Annotated in this window: 16 protein-coding genes; 4 read left to right on the forward strand and 12 right to left on the reverse strand. The window is 41.9% G+C overall.

Annotated elements, in window-relative coordinates:
- Positions 1-33 precede the first annotated feature (33 nt).
- The 3 genes from BLU33_RS21965 to BLU33_RS21975 form a co-directional block, all read right to left on the reverse strand.
- Entirely contained in the window at positions 34-2,478 is a 2,445-nt protein-coding gene (locus BLU33_RS21965; protein ID WP_091378384.1) for an ABC transporter permease, read from the reverse strand.
- A gap of 346 nt (positions 2,479-2,824) precedes the next feature.
- Positions 2,825-3,397, reverse strand: coding sequence for an RNA polymerase sigma-70 factor (locus BLU33_RS21970; protein WP_091378388.1), 573 nt, complete (start codon positions 3,395-3,397; stop codon positions 2,825-2,827).
- A 135-nt stretch (positions 3,398-3,532) separates the two neighbouring features.
- Positions 3,533-4,087, reverse strand: a complete 555-nt coding sequence (locus BLU33_RS21975; RefSeq protein ID WP_091378391.1) for a hypothetical protein — start codon at positions 4,085-4,087, stop codon at positions 3,533-3,535.
- A gap of 316 nt (positions 4,088-4,403) precedes the next feature.
- On the opposite strand from BLU33_RS21975, the gene BLU33_RS21980 reads away from it, so the two are divergent.
- Both BLU33_RS21980 and BLU33_RS21985 read left to right on the forward strand, forming a co-directional pair.
- A complete protein-coding gene (locus BLU33_RS21980) occupies positions 4,404-5,258 on the forward strand; it encodes an SDR family NAD(P)-dependent oxidoreductase (protein ID WP_091378394.1) in 855 nt (284 codons plus the stop codon).
- Between the two features lie 71 nt (positions 5,259-5,329).
- Complete coding sequence (locus tag BLU33_RS21985; RefSeq protein WP_091378397.1) at positions 5,330-6,253, forward strand: helix-turn-helix domain-containing protein; 924 nt, start codon at positions 5,330-5,332, stop codon at positions 6,251-6,253.
- Positions 6,254-6,430: 177 nt separating this feature from the next.
- Here BLU33_RS21985 and BLU33_RS21990 read toward each other — a convergent pair whose 3' ends face one another.
- Positions 6,431-8,206, reverse strand: coding sequence for an eCIS core domain-containing protein (locus tag BLU33_RS21990; protein WP_091378400.1), 1,776 nt, complete (start codon positions 8,204-8,206; stop codon positions 6,431-6,433).
- Positions 8,207-8,329: 123 nt separating this feature from the next.
- Complete coding sequence (locus BLU33_RS25615) at positions 8,330-8,458, reverse strand: hypothetical protein (protein ID WP_262493822.1); 129 nt, start codon at positions 8,456-8,458, stop codon at positions 8,330-8,332.
- 87 nt (positions 8,459-8,545) lie between these two features.
- On the opposite strand from BLU33_RS25615, the gene BLU33_RS21995 reads away from it, so the two are divergent.
- The gene (locus BLU33_RS21995) at positions 8,546-10,285 is read left to right on the forward strand and encodes a thiamine pyrophosphate-dependent enzyme (protein WP_091378403.1); all 1,740 of its coding nucleotides are present in this window, start codon (positions 8,546-8,548) and stop codon (positions 10,283-10,285) included.
- A gap of 13 nt (positions 10,286-10,298) precedes the next feature.
- Here BLU33_RS21995 and BLU33_RS22000 read toward each other — a convergent pair whose 3' ends face one another.
- From BLU33_RS22000 to BLU33_RS22025, 6 genes are all read right to left on the reverse strand, one after another.
- Complete coding sequence (locus tag BLU33_RS22000; RefSeq protein WP_091378406.1) at positions 10,299-10,688, reverse strand: OsmC family protein; 390 nt, start codon at positions 10,686-10,688, stop codon at positions 10,299-10,301.
- A 2-nt stretch (positions 10,689-10,690) separates the two neighbouring features.
- Positions 10,691-11,575 (reverse strand): pirin family protein, encoded by an 885-nt coding sequence (locus BLU33_RS22005; RefSeq protein ID WP_091378409.1) that lies wholly within the window; start codon positions 11,573-11,575, stop codon positions 10,691-10,693.
- A gap of 213 nt (positions 11,576-11,788) precedes the next feature.
- A complete protein-coding gene (locus BLU33_RS22010; protein WP_197684533.1) occupies positions 11,789-13,069 on the reverse strand; it encodes a hypothetical protein in 1,281 nt (426 codons plus the stop codon).
- A complete protein-coding gene (locus BLU33_RS22015) occupies positions 13,066-13,497 on the reverse strand; it encodes a Rieske (2Fe-2S) protein (RefSeq protein WP_091378413.1) in 432 nt (143 codons plus the stop codon). The genes BLU33_RS22010 and BLU33_RS22015 overlap by 4 nt, the downstream gene beginning before the upstream one ends.
- Positions 13,498-13,500: 3 nt before the next feature.
- A complete protein-coding gene (locus tag BLU33_RS22020; RefSeq protein ID WP_091380901.1) occupies positions 13,501-14,724 on the reverse strand; it encodes a di-heme oxidoredictase family protein in 1,224 nt (407 codons plus the stop codon).
- A 353-nt stretch (positions 14,725-15,077) separates the two neighbouring features.
- Positions 15,078-15,506 carry a PepSY-like domain-containing protein gene (locus tag BLU33_RS22025; protein ID WP_091378416.1) on the reverse strand — a complete coding sequence of 143 codons (429 nt, stop codon included), beginning with the start codon at positions 15,504-15,506 and terminating at the stop codon, positions 15,078-15,080.
- A gap of 521 nt (positions 15,507-16,027) precedes the next feature.
- On the opposite strand from BLU33_RS22025, the gene BLU33_RS22030 reads away from it, so the two are divergent.
- Positions 16,028-16,474, forward strand: a complete 447-nt coding sequence (locus BLU33_RS22030; protein ID WP_091380904.1) for a DUF1569 domain-containing protein — start codon at positions 16,028-16,030, stop codon at positions 16,472-16,474.
- 143 nt (positions 16,475-16,617) lie between these two features.
- On the opposite strand, the gene BLU33_RS22035 is transcribed toward BLU33_RS22030, so the two are convergent.
- Complete coding sequence (locus BLU33_RS22035; protein ID WP_172829284.1) at positions 16,618-18,849, reverse strand: CRTAC1 family protein; 2,232 nt, start codon at positions 18,847-18,849, stop codon at positions 16,618-16,620.
- Positions 18,850-19,024: the final 175 nt, after the last annotated feature.

Raw genomic sequence — 19,024 nt, forward strand, 5'->3', positions numbered from 1 at the left:
TTAACGGGGCGCAAAAAACTATTAATATGAAATTTATTCCGCCCTCAAACTCTCAACCGGATTTGCTATCGCCGCTTTGATAGCCTGGAAGCTGATGGTGATCACAGCTATAGCAATTGTAAACCCACCCGCCAGTAAAAATATTGTCCAGCTAATATTTATCCTGTTCGCATAATCCTGCAGCCATTTATGCATAAAGTACCACGCTAACGGCGAGGCAATAGCAAATGCGACCAAAATCAATTTTAAGAAATCGCTTAAAAGAAGATTTGTAATATTGATAACGGATGCACCCAGCACTTTTCTTATCCCAATTTCTTTGATCCGATTAATAGCTGCAAGAGCTGTCAAACCAAGTAAACCAAGGCAGGCCAAGAAAATAGAAATGCCGCTAGCCCAACCTACCATATTGCTCCATCTTTGCTCGCTATTGTAATAATTATTGACGTCATCATCAAGAAAAGTATATTTCATTGGTATCCCCGGTGCCACACTATTCCACGCTTTTTGTATAACACGCAGCGCCGGGGACGGGTTACCCGGGTTTATGCGGACATAAAAATGAGTATATCCTTTATCGGCTGACGTTTCAAACACCTGGTTTTTTACGCCTTCGCTCAAAGGGCGATAATTGAAGTTTTTCACAACGCCGATTACGTGAGCAGTTCTTCCCTGGAAATTTTTTATTGTCTGCCCAACTGCGTTCTGTGCGGTCCATTTAAATGCCCGCATCATGGTTTCATTGATGATGATCCGCTTTACGGTATCATTGGCACCAATAGGTTCAAAATTTCTCCCGGCGAGTAGCTGCATACCAAGTACTTTGATATAATCCGGATCAACACCATTTATAGCCGCCGAAATGCCTGAACCACCGGGATCACTATATCCCAACAGATCGTTACCGGCTCCCAAACCTGCCATTGCGCTGGTTACCCCCATTATTCCAGGATAGTCAAGCACCGCTTGTTTAAACGATGGGAAAATTTTATTCGGGTCAACCTGAGAAGCATCAATAGCAATAACATTGTCCTTATTGAAACCAGGGTTCTTATTAATCAAATATTTGGTTTGTTGAAGTATAACAGTTGTAGCAACAATTAAAATAATAGATAAAACAAACTGGAAAGTGACCAATGATTTGGTAAATAAATTTGAACCACCAATGCGTATCTTATTTTTTAAAACCTCAACCGGTTTAAAGTTGGATAATACCACCGCAGGATAGCTGCCGGCCAATAAGCCAACTACGAGCACTAACCCTGCCAATAACAAAACTATTTGCGGATAAAGGGCTATGGAAAGCTGTAGCTCCCTTCCAGATAGCTGATTGAAACCGGGCAAAAGTATTTTTGCCAATAACAGGCCCAATACAGCTGAAATAATGGTAAGTAATAATGTCTCGGTAAGAAATTGGAAAATGATTTGTCGTTTTCCGGCACCAATCACCTTTCGTACCCCTACTTCTTTGCTTCTTCCTGCGGAGCGGCCAATAGCGAGGGTAGTAAAATTAATGCAGGCGATCAGCAAAATGCCTCCTGCAATTGTTAACAATATCCAGATAGTTTTAGGATCAATAACCTCATAATCAGTAAAAGACCAGCCATGAAACCAGCTGTCTGTATGAATAGAAAGTAAAGGCTGAAGTTTGAAAATAAAAGGCTGTTCGTTTTTCTTCCATGTTAAACCGGAGCTTTTCAGATCTGCGGCATAATTGGGATTAAGGTTCATGTAGAAACGGGCTAACTGTAGTTGATCACCAGGCAGCGCACTTCCGGGCCGTAGCTGAACATATGTTTGCCAAACTGTTGGGTGCCAGTTGTTCCCAATTATAAGACTATTTTTTTGAGCAAAAAGGAAATTCCCAAGTATGTCAAAGCGTATGGTCGAATTAGCAGGCATATCTTTGGCCACTGCAGAGACCATAAATGGCTGAAATGTTGTGCCGATTTGTATTTCAATTATTTTGCCGACTACATCGTCGGTCCCAAATAATTCCTTTGCCCTTGTCTCTGTCAATACAATATCATTAATACCGTGCAGGGCCGTAGCAGCATTGCCGTATTTTAAAGGGAATGTAAAAACCGAAAAGAGTGACTTATCGGCAAAAGTTAGACTGGCCCGTTCCACATTTCTATCAGTTCTCACCACGTTTTCACCCCAGGGTAATTGTAATCGGACAAAATTTTGAATATCGGGTAAATCCCGTTTCATTGCTTCGCCCATAGTCATTTTTCCTATTGAGAAATCAGTGAACCCTTCACCAGGTTGTCCATTAAGTGTATTATCAAGTACATAAGGGCGGTAAATATTGGCAGCATTTTTATGAAACTTATCAAAGCTGAATTCATTGATCACGAATAACGACAACAAAGTAAAACATGCAATACCGATAGATAGCCCAAAAACATTGATAAATGCTAAGGTCTTCTGCTTTTGCAGGTTACGAAGCGTGATTTTGAAATAACTCTTTATCATAACATTATTCTTAAACCAGGTTAATTTTAGGTGGAATAGCTGCCCTATACTTGGGCCGATTTGCGGGTATTAAAGCATATTGTTTTTGATATTGTCTAATTTGGCCAGCTCATCAAGGTCGGCTTTGCCACACATTTTTTTTCCAATAATATCCAGAATCATTGATCTACGCCCGTTCCTTTTCTGGAATGCATTGGCTTTGATAATCTTAAAACAGAACCCAAAGCGGATGCCAATTAATTAATTATTTGAATTTCAATAACATACAAAGCATCATGAAATAAAAATGTCCGGTTTTGATACAAGCAATGTTCGCTTTTACATCAAAAGATCTTAATTACAAGAATCAGGATACGAGCATTATTACGGCTACGCAAGCGCCAACGCTAAGGCCGTTGCGTATATGGCGCAACGATTTGGAAAGTCGTTTTTCGACGGTTTTTTCAGAAATGCTTAATTGAAAAGCGATCTGTTTGTAGGTTAAATTTTCTTCCCGGCTCAACTGGTATGCTTCCAGGCAATCGGGCGGCAATGAGTTGATCAGTTTATTTATCAATTCCTGTTGCTCTTTATATACTAAAGGATTGTCATTGATGATCTCAACAGTAACATAAGCAAGGCGCTCGTAAAAAGCGTCATTAACTTTTTGCTCTCTGATTACTTTAAACACAGCAAAACGTACAGCCTGATGCAGATAAGCCTTTAAAGACTGTATATCCAATTCTAATCTGCGCTGCCAGATACTTATAAAAACATTTTGTACAATGTCTTTGGCCAACTCATCATCCCCAAGCACATTATTGGCATTACTATATAATGACTTCCAGTATCTTGAGTAAATTTCTGTAAAAGCAGTTTCCTGACCCTGCTTCAATAAAGCTACCAGTTTCTGATCTGTAGAGATTTGTAATGCCGCCATTGTTGATGCAAAGAAACGAGTGAAATATTACCTTACTGTTAAGTGACTAAAATTGGTTCGAAAATTGCCGCTTTTATAGCAATTTGCTTGCTCATAATATAGAAATTAATCGATCTCTATATTAATTAATATACCTTACAATTGCAAACAATTGATTGAAAGACTTTTGACACGAAAAAAGAGCAGGCACCAAAATTTCGCAAGCAACGGGCTGGTTTCAATATTGAGTCTCCTTTTTTGCCGGATTCCGAAGCGGTGTGTTAACGGCTGATTGTTAAGGCCATAGGTAGGCTGTGTAAAAAACAACAAGCGGTTATCGCCTGATATATACCATTTATTTTGCGACGTATAAAGATCATACCTCAGGGATGTAATAACCTGGTTTTTTGTTGTTACAGAAGCATTCAATAATGCAGTAGTAAGCTTGGTTGTATTTGGATCGCCCATATATTTGGTTACGCTTACCGCTGCACCTAGTACAACACCATTTGCGGGGCTATACCCGAGCACAGGTAAAAAAGAGAGGTTACTTTTGTCCATTCGGGGTGTATCAATGGGTTTTGCAGGTTTCTTTGTCAGCTTCCGCAACACATCAAAAATATCAATCCCTGGACTTGGATGTATGGTATCCTGGCTTGGCTTTTGTTCCTGTGCATAACAGCTACCTGCAAATGCAATAAGCGTGATCATAACTGGTATAACACATCCTAATACATTAAAAATTCTCTGAATTAAATTCATTAAGTTCGATTTAACACCACTTGTGAATAGGAGATAGATGCTGATGACATTTATATATTTTAAAGTTATATGGATTAAGCCATTCAAAGTATTTAGTGAGAATAATACACATTCCAAAATGCATCAACCAGAACAATTAATGGTGCTGAAATAGGTGGTACAGTATTAAACTGGATTCTCATTTTGGCTACAAAAATCCTCAGTTAGGCTACAGGTGCTCAATACCATCTGTTGACCTTTGATGTGTTATTTAAAACATAAAATCATGACACAACAAAATGATAATTCAAGTGCAAATAAAGTTTGGTTCATTACAGGTGCTTCGCGGGGCTTTGGACGCGTTTGGGCCGATGCGGCGCTTAAGCGCGGCGATAAGGTTGCAGCTACAGCGCGCAAATTAGAAAGCATTGCCGATCTAAAAGAAAAGTATGGCGCAAACGTGCTGACTTTGGAACTCGACGTAACCAGACCCGATCAGGTGAAGGCAGCTGTGGAGCAAGCTTATGATCACTTCGGGAGGCTCGATATCGTTCTCAATAATGCCGGTTATTCATTAGTCGGTACGATTGAGGAAGCCAGCGCGGACGATGTACGAGCGCTCTATGAGACGAATATTTTCGGCACACTTGCCGTGATTCAAGCAGCCTTGCCATTGCTGCGAAAGCAAGGTAGTGGGCATATCCTCGGCACATCGAGCGGCCTTGGTCATGTTACATTGCCGGTGATCGGCTATTACTGTTCCTCAAAATGGGCGTTCGAAGCAATTCACGAAAGTTTAGCCTTAGAGGTTAAAGATTTTGGGATAAAAGTAACGATCATAGAGCCTGGCGCCTATGCCACCGAGTTCGGGAGCCAGGAGTCTTTGAAATTCGCGGCAGGCCTCGACATCTACGAAGATTTTAAAACGAACTTTTTCGGCAGGTTAAGAGGCATGGAAAGAGGCGACCCAAATGCGACGCCAGAGGCCATCTTTAAAATTGTTGATGCGGAAAACCCGCCGCTGAGGTTTAACCTTGGCAGCCACAATTTGCCCTGGGTGCGTGCAGCCTATGCTGAGCGCCTGGCAACCTGGGAAGAATGGAATGCTGTTGCCACAGCAGCCCAGGGCACTTCAAAGTAATTTTTCGGTAAATAATTGACTATAACCGGCTTTGAACAGCATTGCCGGTTATAATTGCGTTAAATTTAGAAATGAAAAAGGAAGAGATAGTCCATGTTAAAATGGAATCGTTATCAGATATGCATCGGGCCTTCGGTTTACCGGCACCAGCGCATCCGTTAATCAGCATGGTAGACGGCGCAACGAGCCGGGTCATATTAAGCAATTCGCCCCACGCTCATGTACTAAATTTTTATAAAATATCCTATAAGCCGCGCCTGGGTGGCAAGTTAAAATATGGCCAGGATTATTATGATTTTGATGAAGGGGGCTTGTTATTTGCTGCACCTAAACAGATTATTGGCAACCCTGGGAACAATAATGCAGAAGTATGTTCTCGATACACTTTATTGATACATCCCGACTTTTTTTTGAACTATCCTTTAGCAAAAAAGATCAAGCAATATGGTTTTTTTTCTTATTCAGCTAATGAAGCACTGCATCTTTCAGACAAGGAAAAGGAAACCATCATTTCAATTTTTGAGATCATTGATGATGAATTGAACAGCAGAATAGATGATTTTAGCCAGGATGTGATCATTTCACAAATTGAGTTATTGCTGAATTATGCCAATCGTTTTTACAAGCGTCAATTCATCACCCGCAAAGCCGTAAGTAATGATCTGTTGCAAAAGCTGGAAGATGTTTTAGATGGATATTTCGTGGGCGAAAAATCTTTAAGCCAGGGAATACCGACAGTTCAATATCTTTCAGATCACTTAAATATATCCCCAAGCTATTTAAGCGATATGCTGCGTTCCCTTACCGGGCAAAATGCACAGCAGCACATACACCATAAACTCATAGAAAAGGCGAAGGAAAAATTATCCACCACCAGCCTATCTGTAAGTGAAGTTGCCTACGAGTTGGGCTTTGAACATCCGCAATCGTTTAGTAAGCTATTCAAAACAAAAACTAACCTTTCGCCATTAGAATTCAGACGATCGTTTAACTAGCAGCCATAACCCGGCAAGTTTAAAGTTGTTCAACTATATACTAGATTAACCGATCCGAAATCACGTCGAGCTGATATTAAAAGCCCGCAAACCTTTTGACCGCCGGTGGTATATCATCAATTGGTGGGTGGCAGCTAAATTGCGTCATCAGGAAATGGCGGAGGAGGATCGTCATCATCAGGCAGGCGGCCCGTCGGGTGGCGGTGGCGTTTTGCCTTTATCCAGCGGCTTCTCTTCCTTTTTCTCTTCGATTCCCTTCCTCTCTTCCTCTTCCTTCCTTTTTTCCAAATTCCGCCTGATAGCTATGTCTGGATTCTGTCTTATATACAAGTCCGGATCATTGTCAATATTATGACTCCCGGCGAGAATTTGAGGTATTAGAACCTCCGGCTTTTCGATAATATCAAGAAATGGAGTTGGTAGTTTATCATATATACGTCTACGTTTACGATCCTCAGCAATCCCGTTTCTTACCAAGACATAATTTCTCTTCAGTTCATCCAACAATTCCTTACCGGCAGCGTTAACGTACTTACCTCCTTTCAAGGTATATTCAGCGGATAAGATGTGGGCCCTTATTTCCGATTTGAAAGTTTCTAAACTTTCTAAATAATAACTTTTGCGTTCGTCGTCTTTGAACTCAGCATTTATTTTTTCTGTTTTATAAAGACTTCCATCTACTAGATGCTGTACTTCATGTATTAAAGTTATTAAAACACCTTCATCCTTGGTATCATCAGCCATGATAATTCCTATATTCTTATTGTCTGGATTTGTATATCCATGGGCCCCATCTGGTATTTCCTCCTCCCACATGTTGTTAAATAATTCATCCAATATTTCATCAGGTGTTTTAGTGGCTTTATAATGGTAAGCACCGTCCGTTTTAGGAAAATACTTTCCATCGTTGTATTCAGCAAGGGGATATACTCTGGTTAATAATCCATCTATAAACCGTGCAGTGTTCTTCGTGATTGTATCTGTGGAGGTCAAGGCATTCTCTATAATTCTTTGGATACGTCCTTTGTATTTGATATAATTCTCACGACATTCTAAAAAAATTTCAAATCCTTGTATATTCTTTAAATCATCCTTATCATACCCCTTACCGTCTTTTTCTAATGCCGCTTCTATCTTAGATTTCTTCTTCCCTGCGTAGTCTTTATATCCCATCATTTCCCCTATCGTAAGCTTCCGCAACTGAATTGTGGCGCCGCTTAAATGAGCTTGATGTACATTATTAACTTGTATCTGCTTTTGTGAACCTGTATATCCTGTTTTAGCATCATCACGCCCCCCTCCTTGAAGCATAAACCCAGTACTAGTGGACAGTTTAGTGTTTTTTTCATTAAAGCTGCTTGAGTTATTACCCATTACATCAGCCTCATTCTCCAACTCCTTGTCATCATTTACCGCCACCCCGCTTTTCATTTGCAAGGTTGGCCGCACCCGGCCCTGCATTTGCTGCACCACATGCCAGGCTTCGTGTGGTAAATGTTTCTCCTGCCCGGGCGCTATATGTATATCGGTGCCCTGGGCGTATGCCAGGGCGTTTAGCCGGGCTGGTTGCGATGAGTTATAATGTACCTTTACACCATCCATTGCATAACCCGAAAGCTGCTCCACACCAGATTTTAAATTGTCGGGCAGGCCCGTATTGCTGGCTTTCCTTTGTACCGGCTCAAATTTCCCCTGAATAGGTTCTTCTTCTGTATTTTCCTTCCGTTGTGCCGTTTTGTTAGCTATATAATTATCCGCCGATGCCTGATAGGTCTTCAATTGCTGTACGCGGGGACTGTTATTTATGGCTTCCTGCAATTTTCTTTGCACAATGGTTTCGGGCCTGTTATCAATAAATTCAGAAGCTGAGCTATTGCTGATTTGTTTTTGAACAGGTGCGTTAGCAAATGCATACGATTTATTTTGTTGGGTTTTATCGCCGTATATGCTCATTGTGGAATGATAATTAAAGAACAACAATGTAAGTTAAATATTAATTATATTTAGTTGTGGTTACAGTTAATTTTATGATAAAGCCTCTTTATTTTATGTCAACTTAACAGGGTATTTTGCTGTTTATACTTTGGCTGCAAACCCATCAACTGTACCAAAGTTTACAAAATCAATCCCACCTAACTCATAAGATACAATTGGTTTTTCAGCCATCCGCATAGTGCCGCTATTTTTTCCCAACAACCTATTCATAATATTGTTACAGATATATATTGCACGGGAATAACCCTAATTTAGTAATCAAATCGAACTTCATTTTCTTAACCTAAAATATACCCCATGAGCAAACAAGTAGCAGATCAACTGGTAGAAATGCTGGTAGAAAACGGTGTAAAAAGAATTTACGCCGTTACCGGAGATAGCTTAAATCACCTGAATGATGCAGTAAGACGAAGTGGCAAAATAAAATGGATACACGTAAGGCATGAAGAAGTTGGCGCCTACGCAGCCGCTGCAGAAGCGGAACTGGAAGGGGGGCTTGCCTGTTGTGCAGGGAGCTGCGGCCCGGGGCATATACATCTCATCAACGGGCTTTATGATGCACACCGTACAGGGGTACCGGTAATTGCTATTGCCTCAACTATAAACACACCTGAATTTGGCCAGGATTATTTTCAGAGCACCAATACTATAAAATTGTTTGATGATTGCAGCTGCTACAACCAAGTGGCAACTACTGCGGCGCAGGCCCCGCGTATGTTCCAGTCGGCTATTCAACATGCCATTAATCATAAGGGAGTAGCCGTGTTCGGCTTGCCGGGCGATGTATCGGCCATGCCCGCAGAAGAAAGCACTGCATCAAGGCAAAATTTTAGATGTGATACGATTTTAAGGCCTGCGGATCATGAATTGCAATCCCTTGCCGATATACTTAATAAACATCCGAAGATCACTATATTCTGTGGATTTGGTGCCCGTGAGGCGCACGATGAAGTAGTACAGCTTGCTGCTGCGCTACAGGCCCCTATAGGCTACTCTTTCCGCGGTAAAATGGGGATGCAATATGATAACCCCTATGAAGTAGGTATGACCGGCTTGTTGGGGCTGCCCTCCGCGTATCATAGCATGCACGAATCAGATGTTGTGTTACTGCTTGGCACCGATTTCCCTTATGTGCCTTTTATGCCGGTTAATAACAAGATTATACAAATTGATGAAAAACCCGAAAAACTGGGCAGGCGGGCAAAGCTGGAGCTGGGCCTATGCGGGAATATCAAAGACACTGTTGAGGCATTATTGCCCTTGATCACAAAAAAGGAAGACGACAGCTTTTTGAAAGCGCAGCTGAACCTGTATGATAAGGTAAAACATCACCTGCAAACCTACGTGGATAATGTTGGCGCGGAAGACCTGATACAACCGGAGTATGTTGCCTCCGTAATAAATGAATTGGCAGCAAAAGACGCCATCTTCACCCTTGATACGGGGATGAGCTGCGTGTGGGGTGCCCGGTACATACAAGCCACAGGTCAGCGGAAATTCCTCGGTTCGTTTAATCATGGCTCCATGGCTAATGCTATGCCTATGGCCATTGGCGCTGCTCTATGTTATCCGGGCAGACAGGTGTTTGCTTTGTGTGGCGATGGTGGCCTGTCTATGTTACTTGGGGACCTGGCTACCATCAAACAATACAACTTGCCAATAAAGCTAATCGTATTTAATAACCGCGCCCTGGGGATGGTAAAACTGGAAATGGAAGTTGATGGATTACCTGATAATGAAACAGACATGGTTAACCCCGACTTTGCCCTTGTTGCACAGGCAATGGGATTTAAAGGCATTACGGTTCACCACCAGGGAGATGTGAAGGGTGCGATGGAACAAGCTATAAAAGAAACCGGACCAGTATTGTTAAATATATTAACCAATCCAAATGCACTGGCAATGCCGCCTAAGATAGAATGGGAGCAGGCAAAGGGCTATGCCATAACCATGGGTAAATTAATGTTAGGTGGCAGGATGGATGAGGTGATGGATATCATCAGATCAAACTATAAACATCTTTTGGATGTAATTTGATAGCTGCTTTTAATTATACCAGTACCGTTTCAATAACGATTGAATGGGTTAATATTTTATGAATAGGGCAGGCATTGGCAACAGTTAATAGCCTGGCCTGTTGTTCCTCATTAAGTTTACCTGTAAGCTGTAGCTTCCGGATAAATTTGGTTTGCCCGTCTTCTTCAATAAGTTCAATATCTGCATCAACTTTTTCAAGGTCCCAGGCTTTGCGATCAGCATACATGCGCACTGTAGCGCAGGTACACGCCCCCAGGGACGATGCTAATAATTCTTTAGGTGAAAAACCTTTGTCTTGTCCGCCTTTCGCAATAGGCTCATCGGCCATAACTACATTGCCTGTTGGCGATTTAATCTCTATCCTGTAAAGCTCTGTGCCGATACTTGCTTTAATTGCTGCCATAATTATCTTTTATTAAATGTTGGATAGGGTACAAATTCTGTTTCATCCCCTTTTATCTTGTCAAATGTTTGCGCTATCCATTTTTGTTTAGCCGTGTTGATCAGCTCCTTGTCGGTAGCAACAAAATTCCAATCTATAAAGCGCTCTTCGGCAAAAGGCTCCCCGCCGAACAGGTAAATGGTGCTGTCGGCTTCTATAGTAAAAGTACACAGCGCGCTTTCTTTGGCTACCAACAATTGTTTGGGATGATAAATATTCCCTTCACTTTCAATATTTCCATTGAGAATGTACAATCCTACTTCTCCATAAAGCTCATGCCCAATATTAACCGTTTGTTTTGTTTTGCTTTTAATCTCGATCATAAACAGCTTGCTATAAACCGGAACGGGAGATTTATGGCCAAATGCTTCGCCTGCAACCAGCTTAAATTGCAGATCACCGGCTGTCCATGCCGGTAGCTGCGCCCCATCAATATGAAAAAACTCAGGCTCCATTTGTTCCAGTTCCTTTGGCAGTGCAACCCAGATCTGCAAGCCATGCATCATCTGATCGGCATGGTGTATATATTCTGGTATCCGTTCAGAATGAACTATTCCTTTACCGGCGGTCATCCAGTTTACAGCGCCCGGCTTTATTTCTACAACATTTCCCAGGGTATCCCTGTGCATTATGTTGCCCTCAAATAAAAAGGTAAGTGTTGAAAGGCCAATGTGCGGATGCGGCAGCACATCAAAGCTTTGGCGCTCTACTAGTTTTACCGGCCCCATGTGGTCAATAAAAATAAAGGGCCCAACCATTCTTTTTTCCCGGAATGGCAGCAGCCGGCCAACCATAAAGTTACCAATACTGGCTGCTCTTTCTTCAATAATGAGATTGATATTTGACATAACCGTAATTGTTTATCGCTTAAACTTTAACTAAACCGCCTGTTTTACCATTTTATTGATGTCAGATCACAATTACAGACAACAATAAAGATGAAGACAATTTAAGCGTTTTTTCCAAATATAAAACGACTGCGTCTGTGCTGAATTCAATATAAAAAAACAAATCCTGCCATCCCTCGATTGGCAGGATTTGTTTTTAGGATTATGCGTCTATTAAAAATAAGTGGCAAGACCAAAGCTAACACCCCTGGTTGCGCCTAGCGCCGCACCAATCGTATTGCCTGTTATATCTCTCGCGGTTTGGAAACGGTAATTCAAACGTAATACGGTTTGAGGGGTGGGCCTGAAACTAATAGCCGGCATAATACTTTTGAGGTCGTTATACTCCCTTAGGCCCGTTGCCGCAAATTTATCCCCGTTCCATTCCACATATTCTCCCCTTACAGCCAGGTTTATGGTAGCATTATCCCAATCCAGTATTTTTCCATGTATTATAGGCTGTACAATATCTATATAACCGCCATACTGTTTATGCGCATATTCCGGTGTATAGTCTGCAGGCAGATCAACAAAAACCCATGCCCATTCAGCAGTAATGCTGGTGTGCCATTGTGAAAGCTTGGTATTAAAATCTACATCATAAATGTTCACGCTTCTTTTATTATCCACCTGGGCGCCTTCCACTTCCCATGTATTGTATACGCCGCCCATATATGACAATCCCAGTTCACCAATCTGGTCATTGCCTAAAGAGAGTTTCCCGGTATAAAGTGGTTCGCCGCTTGCACTTGTACTAAAGCGTGTTAAACTGCTTTTAGCCGCGGGTAAAAAGGTTTTTCCTTGTGTATTATCAATTATGGCATCATCAAAACCACCTGTTAAATAAAACTCATAACCGAACATCCAATGATTATCGTATTGTTTGCCATAAATCCCAAATCCAGGGTTGCTCCAGGTATCGGGCAACATTTGGGTCATGGCTATAGGCCTGTCCGTAAATTCATATTTTGGCCCGTCATGGTTCTGGTTAAAGGCTCCTATCGGGTTCAATATCAAGCCTCCGCGTAAGGTCAACAATGGATTAAACTCAACATCAACGGCGGCATATTCTATTCCAAACTCTGGTCCGGATGTGGCCTCGCCCGGGTCTCCGGTAGGATCATTTTCATATTCTATTTCGGACAGGAATTTGATATGCGGCGAAATGGTAGATGCCACAAACAAACTAAATCTCCTGAACTGGAACTGATTGCCCGCTGTAATGCCGGAAGTACCCACATATTGATAGTTGGCTTCCATATAGCCGCCAATAGAGACCGGCAACTTGCCCAGCTTAAGGAATGGCCGCTCATAAATAGCATCCATGTTCAGTTTCTTTTTGGCAGTGTCCGCAGTTGCAGCAGACTTCAGTAAACTGCTGTCAATTTGTGAAAAAGCCGGTCGGCATGAAAAAATTAATATTGCAGTAAATGCTATAAGTAAGGATGACTTCATACTAAGGAAATAAGGAGTTGATCGTTGTGAACTTTTACAGGAAATGTACGTAGGTTGGTATCGGCAGGGCCATTTTTTACCTGCCCTCTATTGCTGAATTGGCTGCCATGCGCGGGGCATTCCAACCTGTCACCAAAAACCTGTAACTCGGCTCCCTGGTGTGTGCAGCGCATTGATAATGCGGTATATTCCGTATCCGAAAAACGGTAAATGCATACCGGGTACTTTAGCTGTGAATTTTGCGCTACTACATACTTCTTGAACGCAGTCTGACCGTTTTGAAAGGCCGTTACCGGCACAAGCATATCAGTATTGTTAATGGCCGCTGTAAACATCTTACTGCCTGCACAACCTTCCAATATGGAGGCAAACACTGTACCGCTCACACAGGCGAAACCACAGGTTTTTAAAAACGTTTTTCTTTGCATGGATCAGAGCGATTTAAGGAAAGTGATGATCGTGTTCTGATCCTGGCTGCTTAGCTTGCTGAACCTGGCTGCGCTAACCGCTGCTTCGCCACCATGCATTTGTATTGCCTGTGCTATGCTATGCGCACGACCATCATGCAATAAATAATAGCTTCCACCCTGCACTCCCGGTGCCAGGCCCAAACCCCACAATGGAGTTGTACGCCATTCCGAAGTTTTTGCATTACCTTCTGTATAATGATCATCCAAACCAGGCCCCATATCATGTACCAACAGATCGGTAAAAGGATGAATAGTTTGGTAAGCCAGGCCATCAACTGGTGAATAGCCCGTAGTAAGGGTTTGTTTATGGCAGTTTTCGCAGCCTGTTTTTATAAATAAGGCCAGCCCCGCTTGTACGGTGGCATCGCCTGCATTGCGTTGAAGCGGTGTTTGCAGGCATTGCACATAAAATACAACCGAGTTAAAAGTATCATTGTCTACCTCCGGAATTGATGGAACTGTTGACGCTGTCTGATCCAGATAATTATAAGGATTGAACGGCATATAGCTGGAGGTAATACCCATATCATGGTTATAAGCAAGCGCGGTTTGTTGAAACAAATCATAAACCGCTGCTTTACGGCCGAAACGGCAGATATATTTCCCATCAGCTCTTGCAATTGCCCCAGGTAAAGGGTTCACATATGATGGGATAGTGTTATAATTAGGATGCCCCCTAACCCCATCGGGATTATTAACGTTTGCGGCAGCCATAGCTAAAATAGCAGAATCCGGAACGGCCTCAATGTATCCAACACCTCCCGTAATTGGCGCTATCAGCTTAGTGCTGGTCGCTCCTGCTGGTATTTGTTCAGGCGTATAACCTGGCAAACAAAAAGTACCCAGTTGTGGCGCTCCCCGCGCGAGGAATTTATTACCTGTACTATCGGTTTGCCCGAACCTGGTTAGTATAGTGAACGGATGCCCCCTATTATCGCTGGAATGGCAGCTGCCACAACTTGTTGCAACAAAGTACGGGCCTAAGCCGGTGGCAGTGGTGCGATTTCCAAAAAACTGGTCATTCCCTTTCGAAAATAACAGTGTTTGTGCACTGGTTAAATCTGTTGGCCCGCATAAACCTTGTAGCGGGTTAATCATGCCGGGGATGATCTTGGAACAGGAAGTAACAACGGTAACCGAGGCAACAATTATGGAAATACTTATAATAATGTAGAGTTTTTTCATACTATTTATAGGGTGATACTTAATGCTTAACCTATTAGCTTTTGTATCAACGCGACAAAAATACATTATTTAGACTAAATCCAAATAAAAATATGAAAATTCTATGACGCCCTATATCAAGTATTTAAATGTCACGGTTTATATTAACCGTTGATTAAGGTAACATCAAAACTTATAAGCTATACTCATAACAAGGCCATAATCTATTTTACTCGATCCGATGTCGAGGGGTTTACTATCATAATTGCTATATAAATTAATGTTGAAGGAGAAATCCTAGTGTCATTGGTTGTAAAACACCTGTAAATAAGATTTTCGGCCTAAAGCATCTTTTTACCGTTTAAAATTGGAGATTAATCCTGCTTCAAAAAATCCCCCTTTTCATCAAACAAAAGGTCTTTTCCTTTCACTTCCGCTTCATACATTAGCGTGCCTTTGGCATCCGTTACCTTACCTGCTTCTGTTATTTTAGCACTTTTATAATGCTGCTTTACATAAGCCGCAACGCCAGCCGGTAATTCAGCCGGAGAAATAGCAACAACCTGTTCAACAAATTCGCCACCAGGTGTAAACTGAACCGACATATCCTCACCCGATTTACCGCCCCAATTAGCTTCAAAGTTACCTTTCTCTTTTTCCCAGGTAACCTTGGCCGCCTGCGGATATTTTTTCATTAAAGCAGATTTTACAGCAGCCGGAACATCGGCACTTTTCACTGTTTGGGCAATGGCCATTGCTGTAATACCAATAGCCATTAATGTACTTAAAATGGTCTTTTTCATATTTATTTGATTTATATCAATATTAAATATGCAATCTGTGTTTTCTTTGGAATTTAATACCTACTTCTTTTTATTATTTATTAGCCCCAAACGAATGATTAACCATTGAATAAATATTTCTCCAAAAGAAACTATTTGGTTTTTAGCAACGTATAATGATTTGTACTGCTTTTTGAGTAGATTCAATCTTAAAAATGTAATTAACCGTTTGCCTATCGATAACAAATTTACCTACTGCCATGACACACAAATGCCGGAAATGCAATTCAATAATTGTAGAACCACTACCTAAAGGTGCAATTACACAAAGTATATTTTTTTGGATCCCTATCAGGAAATACCTATGCTATAATTGCCTCAGAAAATTTCACAGGTTCGGGCTTTAAGCTTGCTCCTGTTTACCTGATGTGAAAATGCGCCATATCCCTTGTCGCATTTGGCCCCTTATATTGTCTCGACTGTACCCATCATTATTGATTCGCATAATGTAGGTTCGTATATATAATAACCTAATAATGGATATGAAAACAGTATTTGACAAAGCAACCCGTGATGAGCTCATCAACAGGATAGGCACACTTAACGAAGGCAGCACAGCCCAATGGGGCAAAATGAATATTTACCAGATGCTGAAACACTGTAACCTGGCTGAAGAAATGTACCTGGGCCAGAAAAAATATGACCGTGTATTCCTGGGCCGCATTTTTGGCAAAATAGCTTTGAAAAATTTATTGAAGGATGAGAAACCTATGAGCCGCAACGCCCCAACAAGCCCCGCATTTATAGTACGCGAAACCAGCGGCGATGTTACTGCCGAAAGGGATAAATGGATTGCCCTTACTCAAGAATATGCCAATTACTCAAACCCTGGGTTTGAGCACTGGTTCTTCGGCAAAATGACTAAAGAGCAGATAGGCCAGTTTGTTTATAAGCATACTGATCATCATTTGAGGCAGTTTAATAGTTAGAATTTGTTTACTGCAGCATACCAAACATGGGAGTCACCCTGAGGCACTCGAAGGGTGAGTGCAGAGGCCTTTACCCACATGTTTCGAGGGCCTCAACATGACACCCTCTCGAATGTTCGAAATATCCAGATTAACAATAATCCCTACCTCATCGCCGCCATTGGCATCGGCATATCGGGCATATTCATTTTAAAATTATATTTTTTTAAATGAATTATATTCAATTTATTACTATTCTCGGTTATACCCAGAAACTGGTTGGACATAACATTCTTAAAATGTTGCACCGTGCCACTGCCCGCCCAGCGGATCTCCAGGTCATCAATCATTTTAGCCTGCCCAATGCCAATCTCCTGCCGTAATGGCGATGACCCAAAACTGCCGCCCGAGTTTACATCCTTATAAACGCTGCGCTGTACGCCGTTTTCGGTAAAGGTTACCTTAATACGTGAGCCAATGCCCATGCGGTTTGCCTTTGTCCCGGTAAGTTTCAGGCCTATCCAGTTATTGTTTGATTGGCCCGGATTAAGGTATAAGGAGCTCGTATAAGCATCGCCGGTATAAGCGCCGCCCATTTCAATAAAAATATCCTGTATGCCATTGTTCCTGAAATCAGCAAAGGCCACACCATGCCCCTTTTGCAAATTACCCGTGCGCGATGATGTAGTTACATCGGCAAACTTTTTACCATCAATATTTCTGAACAGCTTATTCGGTACCAGTGAGCGGAAATCGGGATTACCCGTACCAAAGTACATATCGGGGTAGCCATCATTATCAATATCGCCAAAATTACCTCCCATGCTGAATACCACTTTATCGAGCCCGGTTTCGTGGGTTACGTCGGTAAAGGTGCCATCGTGGTTATTCCGGTATAAAAATACATTCCCGGCATTTGGCACAGGTTTTCCTAAAGCCTCAGCCGCGGAATAATATCCTAATGCTGTTCCAAAGTTATAACCGCTTACCAAAATATCTGGCCAGCCATCATTGTTATAATCGTAAAACCAGGTGGTAAAAGTGCTTTCGGTATTTTTAATACCCGCCTTGGCTGCTACATCTTCAAAATCCGGGATTCTGCCCGACTTGCATTTATTTTGCAGCAGGTATTTTCTACCGCTCATGGTCGATATAAAAATATCCTGCCAGCCATCATTATTAAAATCGGCTGCGCTTACCCCTTTTATAAAATCATTGACATCGCAATGCGCCTGGGCTGCTACATTGGTAAAGGTACCATCGTGGTTATTAATATATAATGCGCTGGTATGGTTATTCATATTGCCGGTTTTGCTCAGGCTTTCCATGCCTATATATACATCAAGCCAGCCATCGTTATTAAAATCAGCCCATACAGCTGTTTGGGTAGGATGCATAAACGCTAAGCCGCTGGGGATGGTAACATCGGTAAAAGTACCGTCGCCATTATTGCGCAGCAATGAACTCGGCTGATCGCCAAAACCATTCCGCTGCCAGCCGCCGCGCAATACAAAAATGTCGGGCTTACCGTCATTATTATAATCCGTTTGCTGAATATTTAAGCCGCCGCGCATATCTTCAAGTCCACTACCGGCGGTACGATCAGTAAATGTACCATCGCCATTATTTCTGAAATAGTGCATACGGTCGGTAAGTTCAAGGCCCGATGTAATTACATCCAGGTAACCGTCACCATCAAAATCGTCAACAATTACCCCTCCTGCTTTGCTGTTAAGGTTAATGCCCGCGCCTGCGGCCACATCTGTAAAAGGCTTTACCGGGTGGCCCGAAGTATCGACATTTAACCCAGGGATCAAGAAAGCTGCCGGTACTTTATCAGGATATTCCCCCAGCGTCATATAGGCAATATTCAGCAACCAGCGCGATTGCAGATCGTCAGGTGTCCTTTTCAATATCTCTTCATAAACCGCAATAGCCTTTGTTGATCCTGTTTTAATTTTATGCACCCCACCATCCTTTATCGGGAATATGCATGATGAACCGTTGTGATTCAGCATGCAATTGCTCCGTTCGCCCAAACGCATATAGGCAATCCCCATGTCTGACATAAAGTTACGCACCATCATATGATCGGGCTGCTTCAACATTTGCTCATACATATTTACGGCATCCTGCTCGTGCCCTACCTGAAGCTCAAATTCGGCTTTTATGTTTTGCTGCTCCTCATCAACGGTTGGCAAAGTTTGTTTAATCATTGAATCAACCGAAGCCAATTCAGTTTCGGCATCAAAGGGATTTTTAGGATTTGTATTTCTTTGATTAAGCTGTTGCAGCAGCTCAACCATTTGCTCATGCGACGATCTGTGGCACGATGTAATCAATAATCCTGTACAGGCAATAAGCAGGTATGTTGAGTTTCTAAAACGGGTTAACATAGTTAAATATAGTTTGACAATGCTGCTGCACATGCCTGGTTAATCTTTGGTTTATAAAAGGAAGCTAAATATATAAATATTTTCAATCGGTTATACTATTTTACCCCATTGCACAAGAATATAACAAACTGATAACAAGCGCATATAAATACTCACATAACCGTCAATTCAACAA

Origin of the sequence: Mucilaginibacter mallensis (assembly GCF_900105165.1) — a bacterium.
In the GTDB taxonomy this organism is placed as follows: Bacteria; Bacteroidota; Bacteroidia; order Sphingobacteriales; family Sphingobacteriaceae; genus Mucilaginibacter; species Mucilaginibacter mallensis.

What these genes read in the sequence shown, in the direction of transcription:
- BLU33_RS21965 (WP_091378384.1), bottom strand. Translation starts at nt 2,478, where the DNA reads ATGATAAAGAGTTATTTCAAAATCACGCTTCGTAACCTGCAAAAGCAG.
- BLU33_RS21970 (WP_091378388.1), bottom strand. Translation starts at nt 3,397, where the DNA reads ATGGCGGCATTACAAATCTCTACAGATCAGAAACTGGTAGCTTTATTG.
- BLU33_RS21975 (WP_091378391.1), bottom strand. Translation starts at nt 4,087, where the DNA reads ATGATCACGCTTATTGCATTTGCAGGTAGCTGTTATGCACAGGAACAA.
- BLU33_RS21980 (WP_091378394.1), top strand. Translation starts at nt 4,404, where the DNA reads ATGACACAACAAAATGATAATTCAAGTGCAAATAAAGTTTGGTTCATT.
- BLU33_RS21985 (WP_091378397.1), top strand. Translation starts at nt 5,330, where the DNA reads ATGAAAAAGGAAGAGATAGTCCATGTTAAAATGGAATCGTTATCAGAT.
- BLU33_RS21990 (WP_091378400.1), bottom strand. Translation starts at nt 8,206, where the DNA reads ATGAGCATATACGGCGATAAAACCCAACAAAATAAATCGTATGCATTT.
- BLU33_RS25615 (WP_262493822.1), bottom strand. Translation starts at nt 8,458, where the DNA reads ATGAATAGGTTGTTGGGAAAAAATAGCGGCACTATGCGGATGGCTGAA.
- BLU33_RS21995 (WP_091378403.1), top strand. Translation starts at nt 8,546, where the DNA reads ATGAGCAAACAAGTAGCAGATCAACTGGTAGAAATGCTGGTAGAAAAC.
- BLU33_RS22000 (WP_091378406.1), bottom strand. Translation starts at nt 10,688, where the DNA reads ATGGCAGCAATTAAAGCAAGTATCGGCACAGAGCTTTACAGGATAGAG.
- BLU33_RS22005 (WP_091378409.1), bottom strand. Translation starts at nt 11,575, where the DNA reads ATGTCAAATATCAATCTCATTATTGAAGAAAGAGCAGCCAGTATTGGT.
- BLU33_RS22010 (WP_197684533.1), bottom strand. Translation starts at nt 13,069, where the DNA reads ATGAAGTCATCCTTACTTATAGCATTTACTGCAATATTAATTTTTTCA.
- BLU33_RS22015 (WP_091378413.1), bottom strand. Translation starts at nt 13,497, where the DNA reads ATGCAAAGAAAAACGTTTTTAAAAACCTGTGGTTTCGCCTGTGTGAGC.
- BLU33_RS22020 (WP_091380901.1), bottom strand. Translation starts at nt 14,724, where the DNA reads ATGAAAAAACTCTACATTATTATAAGTATTTCCATAATTGTTGCCTCG.
- BLU33_RS22025 (WP_091378416.1), bottom strand. Translation starts at nt 15,506, where the DNA reads ATGAAAAAGACCATTTTAAGTACATTAATGGCTATTGGTATTACAGCA.
- BLU33_RS22030 (WP_091380904.1), top strand. Translation starts at nt 16,028, where the DNA reads ATGAAAACAGTATTTGACAAAGCAACCCGTGATGAGCTCATCAACAGG.
- BLU33_RS22035 (WP_172829284.1), bottom strand. Translation starts at nt 18,849, where the DNA reads ATGTTAACCCGTTTTAGAAACTCAACATACCTGCTTATTGCCTGTACA.